General features: G+C 37.9%; 13 protein-coding genes. 7 read left to right on the plus strand and 6 right to left on the minus strand.

The features are described 5' to 3' along the window. Positions 1 to 273 precede the first annotated feature (273 nt). From pomA to thiI, 3 genes are all read left to right on the plus strand, one after another. Positions 274 to 1038: a flagellar motor protein PomA gene (gene pomA / locus B5D82_RS00985; protein WP_081148501.1), complete on the plus strand. Its 765-nt coding sequence runs from the start codon at positions 274 to 276 to the stop codon at positions 1036 to 1038. A 12-nt stretch (positions 1039 to 1050) separates the two neighbouring features. Further along, positions 1051 to 1986: a flagellar motor protein MotB gene (locus tag B5D82_RS00990; RefSeq protein ID WP_081148503.1), complete on the plus strand. Its 936-nt coding sequence runs from the start codon at positions 1051 to 1053 to the stop codon at positions 1984 to 1986. Positions 1987 to 2107: 121 nt separating this feature from the next. Next, positions 2108 to 3562: a tRNA uracil 4-sulfurtransferase ThiI gene (gene thiI / locus B5D82_RS00995; RefSeq protein WP_081148504.1), complete on the plus strand. Its 1455-nt coding sequence runs from the start codon at positions 2108 to 2110 to the stop codon at positions 3560 to 3562. Between the two features lie 78 nt (positions 3563 to 3640). On the opposite strand, the gene B5D82_RS01000 is transcribed toward thiI, so the two are convergent. Further along, positions 3641 to 4540, minus strand: coding sequence for a ketopantoate reductase family protein (locus tag B5D82_RS01000; RefSeq protein ID WP_081148506.1), 900 nt, complete (start codon positions 4538 to 4540; stop codon positions 3641 to 3643). Continuing rightward, positions 4537 to 4944, minus strand: coding sequence for a VanZ family protein (locus tag B5D82_RS20285; RefSeq protein ID WP_425429872.1), 408 nt, complete (start codon positions 4942 to 4944; stop codon positions 4537 to 4539). The genes B5D82_RS01000 and B5D82_RS20285 overlap by 4 nt, the downstream gene beginning before the upstream one ends. A gap of 186 nt (positions 4945 to 5130) precedes the next feature. Between B5D82_RS20285 and B5D82_RS01010 the strand changes: the two genes are divergently transcribed. Further along, a complete protein-coding gene (locus B5D82_RS01010; protein ID WP_081148509.1) occupies positions 5131 to 5613 on the plus strand; it encodes a YajQ family cyclic di-GMP-binding protein in 483 nt (160 codons plus the stop codon). A 246-nt stretch (positions 5614 to 5859) separates the two neighbouring features. After that, positions 5860 to 7206 (plus strand): sodium-dependent transporter, encoded by a 1347-nt coding sequence (locus B5D82_RS01015; RefSeq protein ID WP_081148511.1) that lies wholly within the window; start codon positions 5860 to 5862, stop codon positions 7204 to 7206. 104 nt (positions 7207 to 7310) lie between these two features. Here the strand turns inward: B5D82_RS01015 and B5D82_RS01020 are convergent, their stop codons facing one another. Both B5D82_RS01020 and B5D82_RS01025 read right to left on the minus strand, forming a co-directional pair. After that, positions 7311 to 8015, minus strand: coding sequence for a TIGR01621 family pseudouridine synthase (locus tag B5D82_RS01020; protein WP_081148512.1), 705 nt, complete (start codon positions 8013 to 8015; stop codon positions 7311 to 7313). Next, complete coding sequence (locus B5D82_RS01025) at positions 8015 to 9373, minus strand: Na+/H+ antiporter NhaC family protein (RefSeq protein WP_081148514.1); 1359 nt, start codon at positions 9371 to 9373, stop codon at positions 8015 to 8017. The genes B5D82_RS01020 and B5D82_RS01025 overlap by 1 nt, the downstream gene beginning before the upstream one ends. 385 nt (positions 9374 to 9758) lie before the next feature. Between B5D82_RS01025 and gshA the strand changes: the two genes are divergently transcribed. Together gshA and B5D82_RS01035 are read left to right on the plus strand one after the other, a co-directional pair. Beyond that, positions 9759 to 11339 carry a glutamate--cysteine ligase gene (gene gshA, locus B5D82_RS01030; RefSeq protein ID WP_081148515.1) on the plus strand — a complete coding sequence of 527 codons (1581 nt, stop codon included), beginning with the start codon at positions 9759 to 9761 and terminating at the stop codon, positions 11337 to 11339. Positions 11340 to 11883: 544 nt separating this feature from the next. Then, positions 11884 to 12507: a transglycosylase SLT domain-containing protein gene (locus B5D82_RS01035; protein WP_081148516.1), complete on the plus strand. Its 624-nt coding sequence runs from the start codon at positions 11884 to 11886 to the stop codon at positions 12505 to 12507. A 1043-nt stretch (positions 12508 to 13550) separates the two neighbouring features. On the opposite strand, the gene B5D82_RS01045 is transcribed toward B5D82_RS01035, so the two are convergent. Next, positions 13551 to 14828, minus strand: coding sequence for an HlyC/CorC family transporter (locus tag B5D82_RS01045; RefSeq protein ID WP_081148518.1), 1278 nt, complete (start codon positions 14826 to 14828; stop codon positions 13551 to 13553). Between the two features lie 84 nt (positions 14829 to 14912). Next, positions 14913 to 15713: a cytochrome C assembly family protein gene (locus B5D82_RS01050; protein WP_081148519.1), complete on the minus strand. Its 801-nt coding sequence runs from the start codon at positions 15711 to 15713 to the stop codon at positions 14913 to 14915. Positions 15714 to 15915: the final 202 nt, after the last annotated feature.

Here is a 15915-nt window from a genome sequence, read left to right on the forward strand (position 1 = left end):
CAATATGGGCGATAATAGAGCTATAACTAAAAATATAAGTATTCGCGTAAGACCTATTCATCAGGTATTATCAGAATAGTAATAGCAACAGAGCTAAGTAAGTGAACAATTGAAAGTAATATAAATATTCAAGATTAAGGCGTTTGATTGAGCAATAGCGGGCTATTGGGATTGAAAGTAACGCAGATGTTGGAGCTTTAAGTTACCTTGAAATGTTCAATTATTTATTTGAGTTGGTATCAGTATATCTAAGAAAATTTATCGGAGGCATTTGTGGATTTAGCAACGTTAATAGGCATAGTCGGTGCAATAGGGTTACTGGTTATGGCGATGTTACTCGCTGGTGACATTGGCATGTTTATAGATGCTCAGTCGGTGATCATTGTATTTGGTGGCTCAATTTTTGTTGTCTTATCCAATTATAATTTAGGCCAGTTTTTCGGGATCGGGAAAATTATCGGCAAATCCTTCATGTTTAAATTAGAAAAGCCTGAAGAGTTAATTGAAAAATCAGTTGAAATGGCAGACGCAGCTCGCAAGGGGGGATTTTTAGCCTTAGAAGAAGCTGAAATTTCTAATGCCTTTATGCAAAAGGGTGTCGACATGTTAGTTGATGGTCATGATGCGGATGTCGTAAGAGCGACCATGCAAAAAGATATTGATCTTACGACCGAACGTCATGAAACGGGTTCTAATATGATGATGGCATTAGCCGACGTTGCACCCGCTATGGGTATGATAGGTACGCTGATTGGTTTGGTTGCTATGTTATCCAATATGGACGACCCTAAAGCGATTGGACCCGCAATGGCGGTTGCACTATTAACCACGTTATACGGCGCGTTTTTAGCTAACGTTATTGCGATACCTATCGCGAATAAATTAAAGCTACGTTTGGCAGAAGAAAAAATGAATCAAGAATTAGTGCTTGATGCAGTTTTAGGTATTCAAGATGGCCAAAACCCGCGTGTTATTGAAGGTTTATTGAAGAACTACCTTGCTGAAGGTAAGCGAGTTGTTGATACCACCGAAGAGTAGCGGGAGTAAATTATGGCAGATAAATGTAAATGTCCACCCCCAGGGCTACCAGCATGGATGGGAACATTCGCCGATTTAATGTCGCTGTTGATGTGTTTTTTCGTCTTACTTTTATCATTTTCAGAAATGGACGTTCTAAAGTTCAAGCAAATTGCTGGCTCAATGAAGTTTGCTTTTGGCGTGCAAAACAAAATAGAAGTGAAAGATATTCCTAAAGGTACCAGTATTATCGCTCAGGAGTTTCGTCCCGGTAAACCTGAGCCAACGCCTATTGAAGTTATTCAGCAACAAACGATGGAAATGACCCAACAAATGTTGGAGTTTCAAGCGGGTGATGAAACCGAAGCTGGGGGGCGTCAAGAGCAGCGTGGCGCTGAGCGAGGTGGTCAATCACAAAGTACCGCAGATGAAATGGCAGAACAAGCAATACAGCAAGCAAAAGAAGAGCTAGAGCAAGCGTCACAAGAAGAAGTGAACGAGCTAGTGAAAAAAATTGCAGAACAATTAGAAAAGCAAATACAAGACGGTGCAATCGAACTAGAGTCACTGGGCCAGCAAGTTATTATTAGAATACGCGAAAACGGTTCATTTCCATCAGGTTCGGCATTCTTACAGCCGCAATTTAAGCCTATTATGCGAGAAATTGGTTTGTTATTAAACACAGTCCCGGGTGAAATAATGATCTCTGGTAATACCGATAATCAAGGTATCAGCTCTGAGCTATTTACCTCTAATTGGGACTTATCAAGTAAACGTGCAGTAGCTATAGCACATGAAATTATTAAAGTACCTGGGTTTGATCAATCACGTTTGCTTGTTGTAGGTCATGCAGATACGCGACCCTTGGTGCCTAATAATAATCGCCTAAATCGCCGTCGTAATCGTCGTGTTGAAATTGCGATTAATCAAGGAAAAGCGAAAGAAACAGAACCCATTTCCATCCGTTAACTATAATTAATGGCCTTGCAGTGAAGCAAGCTTAAGTGAGGAGTACAAATGATGTACTCCTTTTTTTATGGCTGTGCTTAATATATAATGCGCGCCATTCTAGGTGTGGGTATTATTGTTAATGAAATTTATTGTTAAGTTACAGGCTGAAATTACGATTAAAAGCCGTCCGGTGCGTAAGCGTTTTACTAAGATTTTAGAATCGAGTGTGAAAAATGTTTTACGTCGAGTTGATGATCAAGTCACAACACGCATGAACTGGGACAATATTGAAGTAAATACAGCCAACAACACGCCAGAAAACCGTTTGAAATTGATCGAAACATTAAAGTCAATTCCAGGTATTCCGATGTTTCTTGAAGTGCAACAAACAGATTTTACCGACTTGCACGATATTTATGAAAAAACTTTAGCTGTGCATGCTAAAAACATTGAGAATAAAACCTTTTGTGTTCGAGTAAAACGTACCGGTAAGCACGATTTTAACTCTATAAAAGTGGAACAATATGTGGGTGGTGGCTTAAATCAGCAGGTTGAGTCTGCTCGAGTTAAATTAACCAAACCCGATGTTACGGTTTATTTAGAAATTAAAAATGAAAATTTATTTATAGTCACTGAACGCCATAAAGGGATGGGCGGTTTCCCAATTGCCACACAAGAAGATGTTTTATCGCTTATGTCTGGTGGTTTTGATTCAGGCGTTGCTAGTTATCAAATGATAAAAAAAGGGGCTCGTACCCATTATTGCTTTTTTAACTTGGGTGGTGACGCGCACGAAGTTGGTGTTAAGCAGGTTAGCTATTATTTATGGGATAAGTTTGGTGCTTCTCATCGAGTGAAGTTTTTTGCTGTAGATTTTGAACCTGTCGTAGCTGAAATCTTAGAAAACATTGAAAATGGCCTCATGGGCGTTGTGCTTAAACGTATGATGATGCGAGCGGCTGAAAAAATAGCTGCAAAAATGGGTATTCAAGCGCTAGTCACTGGCGAAGCAGTAGGGCAAGTATCTAGTCAGACATTAACTAACTTGAATGTAATTGACCGTGTTACCGAAACCTTGATTCTACGACCATTAGTTGCATACGATAAACAAGATATTATTGATATAGCACGCCAAATTGGGACTGAAGATTTTGCTAAAACTATCCCAGAATACTGTGGTGTTATTTCTAAAAAACCGACAGTAAAAGCGGTATTGTCAAAAGTTGAGGCAGAAGAAGCTAATTTTGATTTTGCAATTCTCGATAAAGTCATTGCTGAGACTCGTATATTTGATATTCGTGACATTGGCAAAGAAAGTGAAGCCGAGATTCATGCTGTTGATACCTTGGATAATATTCCTGCTAATGCGGTAGTACTCGACATTCGTAGCCCTGAAGAAGAAGATGATAATCCATTAGACCTTGAAGGGGTAGAAGTGGTGCACTTACCTTTTTACAAGCTAACGACTCAGTTTGGCGACTTAGATAAGTCTAAAGATTACTTACTTTATTGCGACCAAGGTGTCATGAGTAAACTTCAGGCACTGTATTTATTAGGTGCAGGCTTTACCAATGTTAAAGTGTATCGCCCTTAAGTCATAACACGTATTTAAAGCTAAAAAGCCCATAAACAAGCAATTGTTTATGGGCTTTTTTAATGCATAAAATTATTGTTATGATACTTGTAAAGCTTTGACTTGCTGCACTAGCATTTCATTTTTAGGTACAAGGATGCCTGATTTTTTAGCTAAAGTGACGATATAGCCATTAATATAATCAATCTCAGTTTTACGTTGCTGTAAAATATCACTGCGCATTGAAGAGCAATTTTTGGCGGTTTTTTTCGCTACCTGCATTATTTTCTCTTGCAACTCATTAAAGTCAAATTTAACATTTTCATAAGCTGCAACAGTAATAATCTCTGAAATTAATTCCGTAATTATGGGGTTGAATTTTTCATTAAGTAGCTGACCATTATCAATATTCTCAACAGCGGTTAGTGGGTTAATAACACAGTTTATAGCTAATTTAAGCCATTGCTTTGTTTTGATGTCATTGGTAAATGTTAATGTTGGTAACGCTTGTTTAAGTGTAGAAGTGATATTAGCGCGCATTAATGGTGAAATTTCCCCATGTATCGATCCTAAATCACAGTGGCCTAACCCGGTATGTTGCGCATGAAAAGGACTATTGATTTTACAGCCATGAGTCGTCAGTAGCGTTAAACAAGGTTGCTGAAGACTTGCTAAATTCTGGTATGCACCCATACCGTTATGACAAAAAACAATGATGACATGAGGTGATATTTTGTTTTTTAATGCTTCTATAGCGACATTTACCTGATACGACTTTACGCAAATTAATATTAATTCTGCATCAATAAACGCCGCGTTATCAGCGACCATTAATGAAAGTTCATGGCTTTGTTGATTAATATCAGTAAAGCCATAATGGCTGGGAATAAATGTTGTTCTGGATGAGCATAACAAGCTGACTGTATTTTTCGGAGACTTTGCCAAATGATGATACCAGAGCAAACCGATAGCACCTTGGCCAATAATAACAATATTCACTTTACTGCCTTATTGCTAGAGCGGTTGCGGTACATCAAAATCGACCATCTTATAATGCCAAACAGTGCTATACCGATCAAATCAGAAATAAAGTCACTAACCTGAGCACTACGAAAGCCCAAGTAATATTGCCCTAATTCCGTTAGTACGCCATAAAAGGCAACGGTTAAGATAGTATTAAATAATGGTAACTTTAAAATACTGTGCAGTACCCAAGTCAAACAAAAGAAGCTAATAATATGACCTATTGAGTCGATTTCTGTACTGCGAAAAACTACGCGCCTAAAATCGTTAGAACTAAAGTAAAGGCAGAAGAATAGTAGGACAATAATAGCTAGAATTGATAAATGATAGCGACTTTTCATTGAGGTGTTTTTAGTGCACTTGCCGAAATAAGGTGGCATTAATCATATCAGGGCTCAGCAAGTAAAACTATCACTGTTCTTTCATGTTAAAGGCTTTAAATGAAGCCAATTATGGAGTCCGAGTAGCATTTCCTAGCTAAAGCGAGTTATTTGTTATCTTCAGCATTGGTATTAATTTCATATATTGATAATATATGCTCAATTTTTGCTAGATAGAGAGTCATCATGCCTTCAATGGATATTGTTTCCGAAATTAATTTGGAAGAAGTTAGAAACGCAACTGAAAATGCCAACCGTGAGTTGTCGACTCGATTTGACTTTCGGGGTGTAGACGCAAGCTTTGTTTGGAAAACTCCAACCGTTACGATGAAGGGCGATTCAGATTTTCAATTAAAGCAAATGGCTGATGTACTGCGTAGCCAGTTAGCTAAAAGACATATTGACGCCAAAGCGTTAACACTTAGTAGTATTGAGCACACAGGTAAAAACTTCAGCCAAGAGGCGACTTTTAAAGAAGGAATAGAGCAACCTGTGGCTAAGAAAGTTGTTAAACTGATAAAAGACAGTAAGTTAAAAGTGCAAGCCTCTATTCAAGGTGAGCAAGTTCGCGTGACTGGTAAAAAACGTGACGATTTACAAGCCGTAATGCAGTTACTGAGAGAGACAGAGTTAGAGCAGTCATTTCAGTATAATAATTTTAGAGATTAATTCGACTATGAATTATATTAATGTCTAATGTAAAAAGAGGCCTTAGCCTCTTTTTTGTTTTTAATGTCATAGATAGCGGTATAACGAGTAAATATAAGTCGACTGTAATTTAACCAGTAATGAAATGTTTACGATGAAAGCATCAATTAAAAGCACTTTCATGATGATTTTTACTAATAAACGCTGTTTTTTTCTTAATACTTTAAGTAAATTAACTTATTCAAATAATAATAATGATGATTATAAATGGCTGCTTCTAGAGGTGCGTTCAGTTCTCGTATAGGTTTTATCATGGCTGCTGCGGGTTCTGCCGTGGGGTTAGGTAATATATGGGGTTTTCCAACACAAACAGCAAGCAATGGCGGTGCCGCTTTTGTGCTGGTTTACTTAGTGCTTGCTTTTTGTTTAGCCTATCCCGCTTTTATGGCTGAGTTACTCATTGGGCGTTATGGCCAAGCCAATGCGGTGACGTCACTACAAAAAATATCTCGAAATTTATTGCACAAACGCTTTGCTTTTGTCGTCGGTTTTGGCGGTATTATTTGTGCTGCCTTGATTTTAAGCTTTTATGGTATTTTAGCCGGTTGGATGATGTCGTTCGCGATTGAGCCCATTACCACTTTATTAGGCTTTAATGAAGCTTCAAGCTGGCTAACGTCACAATCAATGGAGCGTAACTTAGTTTTTACCGCTTTATTTATGATGCTGACTATCTCGATTATTCGCCGAGGTGTAGAGCAAGGTATTGAAAAATGGTCTAAACGCTTAATGCCAATGTTGATAGGCTTATTAGTGTTGCTCATTATCTATGTCTTTACTTTAGAGGGGTCAAAAGAAGGCTTTGAGGCTTATTTAAATCCTGATATTTCTCGGGTATTTGAGCCCGACTTATTGATCAGCGCGTTAGGTCAGGCATTCTTCTCGCTGTCGTTAGGGACAAGTGTCATGGTGATTTATGGTTCTTATATTTCTAAGAAAGAAAATTTAGTTACTTTAGGCGCGCAAGTTACCCTTATTGATGTATCAATCGCATTTTTAGCGGGTTTGTTAATCATTCCATCAATGTATGTTGCTCAGGCACAAGGTGTCGCTATATTCGATGCAGAGGGGGGGCTTATTTCTGGTCCAAACTTGGTTTTTGATGTCCTACCTACTTTATTCAATGGTATGGGGTCTATTGGTTTATTTGTTGGCTTTGGCTTCTTCATATTAATGTCTATTGCCGCGCTAACATCGAGTATTTCAATGTTAGAAGGGCCTGTCTCTTTTGTTGTAGAGCGCCATAATATTGCACGGAAAAAAGCGACGACCTTTATTGGTATAGGTATTTTCATGATAAGTGCATTAATCGTGCTTAATTTTGATGCGCTTTTTGGTTTGGCTATTTCAATTTCTACCGTTTATGGTCAGCCGCTCATTGCTATGCTTTGTTGTGTGTTTGTTGGTTGGATTTGGTTTCGCAACGATATTTTAAATGAACTTAAACAAGGAAATGATATGGTTGAGCACTCCTTGTTTTGGAAAATTTGGCCTTGGTATACCAAGTTTATTTGCCCGACGGCAATAGCAATTGTGTTCTGGCATTCGCTGTAAAGCTATTTGATATTAAATAAGTAAAAGGGAGCTATTTAGCTCCCTTTCTTATTTATAATTTTACTTACTTATAGATAATATCGACTTACTTAAGTTTTTGGGCTTTATAGCTTAGGCCACTGCTGTTGCCAAGGTGGTGTGAGTTGATCTATAACTTCAAGTGTTGATGACTCATTGAAAACAGAGCCAGTGCTCGGCGGCAGGCAATACTGATATTGTTTATTGTTCAAGCTAAAGTTTAAGGCAAAAGCGTGTAAATAGCCTCGGTCTGCAGCTTTAGTACTGTTGTAAAGTGGATCACCCATTATGGGCACACCTATGCTGTTAAGTGCCACTCTTATTTGATGGGTTTTACCCGAATGAGGTTTGATCAAATATAGTCGTTGTTTTGGCGCTATAGTGTAAGATAAAAATTGGCTAATCGCTGGGTTTTCTAGGGTACGTAGTAACTTCCACATACCTCTTCGACTTTTTTCCATATCACCTTTAATTAAGCCTTGTTTTCTTTTCGGCTTACCTTCAGCGATTGCTAGATAATATTTTTCAACTTGATGTTGTTCGAACAGCTGTTGAAATGCCCTAGCTGTGGCACTATTTTTAGCAACAATGATAAGTCCAGAAGTCATCTTGTCTAAACGGTGCACGGGATAAAGATCAGTTAATGAAAACTGCGCTTTTAGTTGGGCTTTTATTTGTGAAAATAAGCCACAACCCATATTATCTTCGTCATGAAAACTGATGTTTTGAGGTTTATCAAGCACGACAAAGTCAGCTTGATGATCAATAACGGCTAACGGTTGCTTAGTCACTAAAAGTTAAGCCCGATAATGACATAAATGATCAACGTTAGTATGCCGCCCACTAAGGCATAAGGTAATTGTGTTTTAACGTGCTCGAAGTGATCGCAGCCACTGGCAATAGACGCAACCACTGTGGTGTCTGAAATTGGTGAAGCATGGTCACCAAAAATACCGCCACCGAGTACGGCAGCCACTAAAAACTCGATAGGCAAACCGCTTTGTTGCGCAATGGGCACGGCGATGGGAATAAGTATCGCAAAGGTGCCCCATGATGTACCTGTCGCAAATGCCATAATGGCAGCCGCAATAAATAAAATAGGCGCCATTAAAAACAACGGCACTTCAAGGTTAATCAACTGGCTTACATACATACCAGTGCCTAGGGCTTTAATGGCGTCGCCAAAGGCAAACGATAACACCAAAATCGCCACGGCAGGCGACATGTATTTAATACCGGTAATAATAGTTTTAAAGATAGTAGTAAATGACATGAGCTTTCGACTCATTATTAGCAGCACTAAAAATACTAAGGCTGTAACCACCGACCAAAATACCGAGAAAGCGCCTGAGCCACGGCGTATATCACCGTCACCTGTATACCAGAGGAGAACAAAAGTGCCCATTAAGAGCGTTAGCATGGGCAGCCACATCAGATGTGCGGGAGCAACATGCTCTACCGTGTTTTTTTGCTTTTCTTTGACCACTGATTCAGCGTGTTTAAGGGGTCCAAAAACTCTGCCGCTAAATGCGGTATAATAAGCAAGAGCAACAGCAATTATAGCGTAAAAGTTATATCCGATGGTGCCAATTAATATACCCACGGGGTCATCAAATGAATAACCATCCAGTAACCCTAGAACATAAGCCCCCCAGCCATTAACCAAAAATAAAATACTGATAGGTGCGCAAGTTGAATCAACCAAGTAGGCCAACCTAGCTCGGCTAAGACCATGATGGTCGAATAATTTTTGACTCGCCATGCCGGCAGTAAACATACTCAAATTCGTATCGGTAAAGATAGAGGTACCGATCACCGTAGGTAAAATACTGGCTTGTCGGCTATTCTTCACTAAGTTTAATGAAGCAAGATGGTTAATAAAGCCGTTTACCGCGCCCGATTGGTTCATTAGCGTCACTAATGCGCCAATTAATAAGCTGAAACTGACAATGTAAACGTTACCTATAGAGGAGAATACGCCTGCTATGCCAAAGGTTGTAGCGATTATACCGTCAAGAGGGTTGCCATTTTCTGCCATTAAATAACAAAGCATTACGCCACATAAAAGCGCGAAAAGTGCATTTTTTCGCCAAATGGCAATGATAATAGCCACAAGTGGGGGAAGTAAGCTAAAAACACTGTCTTGCATAGTAAACCTTTTTTATTATTTTATGTCAGAGGGCTTTCATTTTTTGGATATAATTTAGAAGCCCCTAACTTTACCGCAAGCTCATGTAATAAGAAACTGAATGCTAGCTGACATCATGATAAAAAATCTAAAGAAAAAGAAATATACATTGAATAAGTCGGGTCAATGCCTGTGTCGATAAAGATAAATATTACAATATAGCGTATATTTTAACAGTGTATGATAGTAAGTTTAAAGTGAGTTATCTAATATTAACTCACGGCTTCTTCCTTTATTATGCGTTCTAGCTCATATTTAGATAATAATAAATCACTGCAGCCATTGAAAATTGACATTTCACCCTTAAATAACAGTTACTCGCTGGCGTAACGCATCAGGAATCATTTTGACATTATCATTAAACGAATATATCTCGGCTTTTACTGAAAAAAAGCATCAAACTTCTTTGAGCCAATTTGGTCGAGGTATAGAACGTGAAGCACTTCGAGTGCTGCCAGAAGGGCGCTTGTCTGAACGCGGGCACAGTAAACTATTAGGTTCAGCGTTAACGCATCCTAACATTACCACTGATTACTCCGAAACACTGATGGAATTTATTACGCCTGTTAGTCATAAACCCGAAACGGTGATTGCCCAACTCGAAGATGTACAGAAATTTACCTTAAGTCAGCTTGATGGCGAGCTATTGTGGCCGATGAGTATGCCGTGTTTTGTTGATGACGACGATAAAATACCCTTGGCTCAATTTGGTAAATCTAACATTGGTCGAATGAAAACTGTTTATCGCCAGGGCCTGAAAAACCGCTATGGCAGCATGATGCAAGTTATTTCTGGGATACACTTTAACTTTTCATTTCCAAAAAGTTTTTTTCAATCGTTACAAGAAATTGAACAAAATACTGATGCACTTGATGATTATATTTCTGATAAATATTTTGCTCTACTAAGAAATTATAAGCGATTTTGTTGGCTTATCCCTTATCTATACGGAAGTTCACCAGCTATTTGTGGTTCGTTTTTAAAAAACAAACCTACTGCTTTACCGTTTAAAAAAACCGGTAAAGGCTATCTGTACCTTGAACATGCAACGTCTTTACGTATGAGTGATTTAGGTTATACCAATAGCGAACAGTCATCGTTGCAAATTTGCTATAACAATTTATCGGGATATTTAGATGGGGTTAAAAACGCCATAAATTTACCATCGAAAAAATTTGAAAAAATTGGTATCAAAGTTGATGGTAAATATCAGCAGCTTAACAGTAATGTTTTACAAATAGAAAATGAATTATACGCGCCAGTTCGACCTAAATGTGTAGCTAAAGCGGGCGAAAAGCCATCTGAAGCTTTAAGAAATAGAGGCGTTGAATATATTGAAGTTAGGGCACTTGATGTCAACCCTTTATCAGCCACAGGTATTACGGTTGAACAAGTCCGATTCTTAGACACTTTTCTTACTTTTTGTATGCTCGAACCTAGCCCAATACTTGATTGTAATGCACAAGCAACCAGTGAAGAAAATATGGGTGCTGTTGTTGTACGAGGACGGGATCCGACATTATTGTTACGTGATATCTCAGGAGAAAATTCAGAAGATAAGTCAGTACCGCAATGGGGCGGAGAGATCTTTGCAAAAATGGCCGATATTGCAACATTATTAGATAAAGCCAACGATAGTGAGTTATACAGCCAAGTACTTGCAACAGAAGCAGCCAAAGTTAACGATGCGAGTTTAACGCCTTCAGCACAAGTGTTAACAGCTGTAGTTAAAGAAAACAAATCGTTAACAACGTTGGCATTGAATAGAGCTGTTGATTACCGTGAACAGCTTTTAGCCAGTAATTATCAAGAGTTTAATGAAGCGTACTTTAAAACAACAGTGGCTGAATCGTTGCAAAAACAGTCGGCTATCGAAGAAAGTGATACTGTTGACTTTGATACTTTTCTCCAGGAATATTTCTCCTGATTACCGTTTAGTTTTATTTCTTAATTTGCAGACAAAAAAAAGCGCGTTAATCTAACGCGCTGTTAAAGTTAAGAAAGCAATCCAGGGAGGTTTTACTTCCATGTTATATGACCGATGAACTTATCAGTAGTTCATTTATTGTACAGGTAAATATTTTAATGCCTACTTTCTAGATATTTTCGGGATAAACTTTATATCAAATTGGTTTTACTTAAATGAACAAACCTGCCCAAAATTTCTTCGCGCATGTTCATTTTCAGCACACTAAGTTTCAGCTGAACAAAAGCACGACAAATATAAAAACACTACCGGGAAATAATGTTCTATCAACTGTGAGTAGTAAAATGAAAAGTAGCTCCCAAGCAAAAGTGTATTTTATAGGTCTTTGACAAAAAAGTTAAAATTGGGTTTACTTTTGGCTTATGCATTTAAATGAACCAGTGCAAGCCTGCGAGATAAAAGTGAAATATATGATGATTTTAAACTGAAAAACAGCAAATATTCTGGCATTATATTAACCACTCAATACTCAGTAACAGCGTACATGACTTTTTTTAAAACCTTAATTACTTCTGCCTTAGCCTGCTTAACCTTATCGAGTTGTGCGACGAGCCCGCCAAAAAATCCTGAAAACCTTTGTGAAATATTTCGTGAACACAGAAGTTGGTATTTTGCCGCAAAAGATATGCGTGAACGCTGGGGGGTACCTATTCATGTGCCTATGAGTATGATGTATCAGGAAAGCTCCTTTAAAGCCGGTGCATTACCTCCTAGAGATTACCTGCTAGGGTTTATTCCCTGGGGGCGTGTTAGTACTGCCTATGGTTATTCACAGGCAAAAACCATGACCTGGGAAGACTACACCAGAGAAACTGATAACTCTGGTGCCGATCGCGATGATTTTGAAGATGCGATCGACTTTATGGGTTGGTTCATTTTCAAAACTCAAAAAATCAATAAAGTGTCGAAGTGGGACGCCTACAACCAGTATTTAAATTATCATGAAGGATGGGGCGGCTTTAAGCGTAAAACCTACAAGAAAAAAGCTTGGTTAAGCCAGGTGGCTCGAAAAGTAGATAGTCGCGCTAAACGCTACTCTAGTCAGCTTAAAAGTTGTGAAGAAGAACTTAATCATGGTTGGCTATGGCGCTTATTCTTTGGTGATTAGCTAGTACCGTTAGCTAGAGATTAACTGGCTTTAATCTCTAGCTTTGTTGTTTGTTCAATACCGACCTTATCTAATGTTTTATTCTTTTGTGCAAGCTTTGTAGACCTAGTAAAGCTAAACATAGCTAAGCTATGTTTTATACTTCTAAAATAGCTAATTAACAGCGCGATATGCATATTTATTACGATCTTAATAACGTTGTTTAATGAGCAAACTTTCATATTTAGCTTAGTAAGCTGCCCCTCTTTTTTATGGCTCAACATTCTACTGGGCTAAGACTTTAAAAATACACGAAATAAATTTCTAGCAATATTAATAGGCAATAACTGTTCCTAAATTAGTATTTTCTTCCCTTATTCATTGACTGACTTTTCAACTGACTTTTCAGAAGATATTGTTAGCATAGTTCTTGCCAACATGAATAAAATTTTCATTATTTTTTAGCAATTCAGTCTGTGTAAGGGCTAGGAAATAAACAAGCAATATTTTTAAAAAAAAGTGCATTATTTCAAGATAAATTGATTGCAAAATACAAAGTCTAATTTCAATAGGGCTTGCATTTGTTATCCACAGAAATTGTGGAAACTTGTACCTGAGATCTAATGCTGTGTATAACTTTGTTATTAACTTTAAGTGAGGATTGTTCTATCCACAAAATGGTCGTGGAGGTGGCTGAAATGTCGTTTAAGTAAATGTTCATACTCCGTAATAATCTAAATTTTAGAGAAGTCACTTTATTATAAGGTCATTTGTATCAGTATCATTAATTATCAGAAAATTTCAACGGATTAAAGTCGCTAACGACTACTTTCGCATTTGATGACTATCGCAGTTTGAATCCCGCTTATTAGGCACTGTAGGAGATATTAACTTGAATAACGAGTGATTAACTGATGTACCTTATGTTTGAACGTTTCTATCGGTGTAACGTAGGTCAGTTATAGACTCGGTTGTTACTATTACCGAAGGCTATAATGCAAAAGGCACCGTTAATATATTATTAACGGTGCCTTTTGCAGAAATAATCTCTAACCGTTACATTGTTATGTTTTTATACCATCATAAAAATCGGGTAATATTCTAACTGTTTTGATCATGTTGTCTTTTACTTCGATAATTTCAAGTGGATAGCCGGATATTCTAACGCTTAAGTTCGCCTCTGGAATATCTTCAAGGTACTCCAATATTAAACCATTGATAGTTTTAGGGCCGTCGGTTGGAAAGTTCCAGGTCATTTCTTTATTAACGTCACGAACGGTTGCGCTACCATCAACTAAATAGCTGCCGTCGGGCTGAATATTTACTTCGTCACTGGTTGTTGGTGTCATTGTGGTAGTGAAATCGCCAACAATTTCTTCAAGGATATCTTCTAATGTAACTAAACCTTGAATATCACCATATTCATCAACCACTAAACCTAAACGTTCTTTAGCGTGTTGAAACTTAAGTAGCTGTACATTGAGGGGGGTGCCCTCAGGAATAAAATATATTTCCCGCACAGCACGTAACAAAGTTGCTTTGGTGAATTGTTCTTTCGACACTAGCCTCAACGCGTCACGAACATGAACATAGCCCACAACATCATCGATATTATCACGATATAATAAGACTCGAGTATGGTTTGATTGTGTCAGTTGTTTTTGTATGCGCTTCCACTCGTTATTGATATCAATACCTACAAGTTCATTACGCGGGATCATAATATCTTCTACGGTGACATTTTCTAGATCGAGAATACCCACCAGCATGTCTTGATCCTGAGCTTTTAATAACGCACCAGACTCATTTACCACGGTGCGTAATTCTTCAGAGCTTAAGCTGTGTTGCTCTCGTTGTTCTGAACTAATACCTAAGATGGCTAATATACCATTGGTGATCCAATTTACCGCAATAACGAAAGGATAAAGCAGTTTTAACAGTAAAGTGAGGATTAATGAACTAGGGAAAGCTACTTTTTCTGGATACAGCGCCGCTAAGGTTTTTGGCGTTATTTCAGCAAAAATTAATATAACTAGCGTTAACAACAAACCTGAATAAAAGACACCCGCGTCGCCATAGAGTCTTTGCGCTATTATTCCGGTAATAAGCGTCGCAAAAATATTGACTAAGTTATTGCCTATTAGGATCAAGCCGATTAATTTATCTGGTTTTGCCAGTAATTTACTGACCCGTTTAGCGCCACGATGATTCTGTTTTTCTAAGTGCTTTAACCGATATCGGTTGATCGACATCATGCCAGTTTCAGAGCCAGAGAAATAGGCTGATATGAATATGAGAATGCCAAGCACGACAAACAGCATATCGGTAGAGATGTTATCCAAAAAAGGGATCCTATATATTAATTGCGAGTGGTATTACTTCGCCAAGTTGGAAAAGTAATACAAAGTTAACTTATACGCTAAAATTTATAATAAGAGAAATTCTTTCACAAATCGACTACCAAAATAAGCCAATGTAAGTATAAATGTCGCAATTACCGTTAATGTCAGCACACGTTGGCCACGCCAACCTTGTTTATAGTGACCCCATAGCGTGACGAAATAAATTGTACAGGCAATTAAAGATAAAATTGTTTTATGAGCATTTTCTTTTGAGATCATACCATCAAGAAACAAAAAACCTAATACTTGGCTGAACAATAAGCAGACGCTACCAAATAGCAGGATAATATATAGCTGCTGCTCTACTTGCATTAAAGGTGGTAAGTGGTGGACGGCCTGGAGGTTTTTACTCTTTAACTTGGTATTTATATAAGCTACTTGGAAGGCATAAAGCGTCGCAATAACTAAGATGCAATAGGCGATAATGGCAAATGTAATATGGCTTAACATCGCAATTTTATCTGAAACAATTTCCATATTACCGACGGGAGAAATAAAAATCATAGCGAGCTGCCAAAGACCAGCAAAACCGTAGATTCCGGGTAATAACAAATTAACTTTAAAGCGTAAAGCGATCGCTGAAATAACTAGAGTAATAATTAGACTAACCAATGAAACGACATTAGGTAGAGAAAAGTTAAGGTGGTTATGTGTATTTAAAAATTGTGAGCTGCTTAACACATGAAAAATTATTGCCAAGCAGGCAAAAATTAAAGTAATAATTAAATTCGGCCCTTTAGGGTGAAACAAGCGAGATAAAATTGATATTGTCGCCACGCTGTAACAGACAAAGGCAGTAAATGAAGTGATACTTGAAAATTCCACAAAGAGCTCCGAAAAAATTAAAAACTGTTCATAAGCTTGCTAATATTGAGATTCTAGCAGAATAGCCATCAGACTCCATAACTATTGTTTATTTTATATCAACAGTTTACGCGCAGGTTGAAGGGCTATAAGCGTTAGAATATAAGCGCAGATTAAGCAAAGGCCAAATTGGCATAGTTACAACAGTTTACCATAAAGTATT

It is taken from the genome of Cognaticolwellia beringensis (genome assembly GCF_002076895.1).
GTDB lineage: Bacteria > Pseudomonadota > Gammaproteobacteria > Enterobacterales > Alteromonadaceae > Cognaticolwellia > Cognaticolwellia beringensis.

What these genes read in the sequence shown, in the direction of transcription:
- thiI (WP_081148504.1), top strand. Translation starts at nt 2,108, where the DNA reads ATGAAATTTATTGTTAAGTTACAGGCTGAAATTACGATTAAAAGCCGT.
- B5D82_RS01025 (WP_081148514.1), bottom strand. Translation starts at nt 9,373, where the DNA reads ATGCAAGACAGTGTTTTTAGCTTACTTCCCCCACTTGTGGCTATTATC.
- B5D82_RS01015 (WP_081148511.1), top strand. Translation starts at nt 5,860, where the DNA reads ATGGCTGCTTCTAGAGGTGCGTTCAGTTCTCGTATAGGTTTTATCATG.
- B5D82_RS01010 (WP_081148509.1), top strand. Translation starts at nt 5,131, where the DNA reads ATGCCTTCAATGGATATTGTTTCCGAAATTAATTTGGAAGAAGTTAGA.
- B5D82_RS01035 (WP_081148516.1), top strand. Translation starts at nt 11,884, where the DNA reads ATGACTTTTTTTAAAACCTTAATTACTTCTGCCTTAGCCTGCTTAACC.
- B5D82_RS20285 (WP_425429872.1), bottom strand. Translation starts at nt 4,944, where the DNA reads ATGCCACCTTATTTCGGCAAGTGCACTAAAAACACCTCAATGAAAAGT.
- B5D82_RS00990 (WP_081148503.1), top strand. Translation starts at nt 1,051, where the DNA reads ATGGCAGATAAATGTAAATGTCCACCCCCAGGGCTACCAGCATGGATG.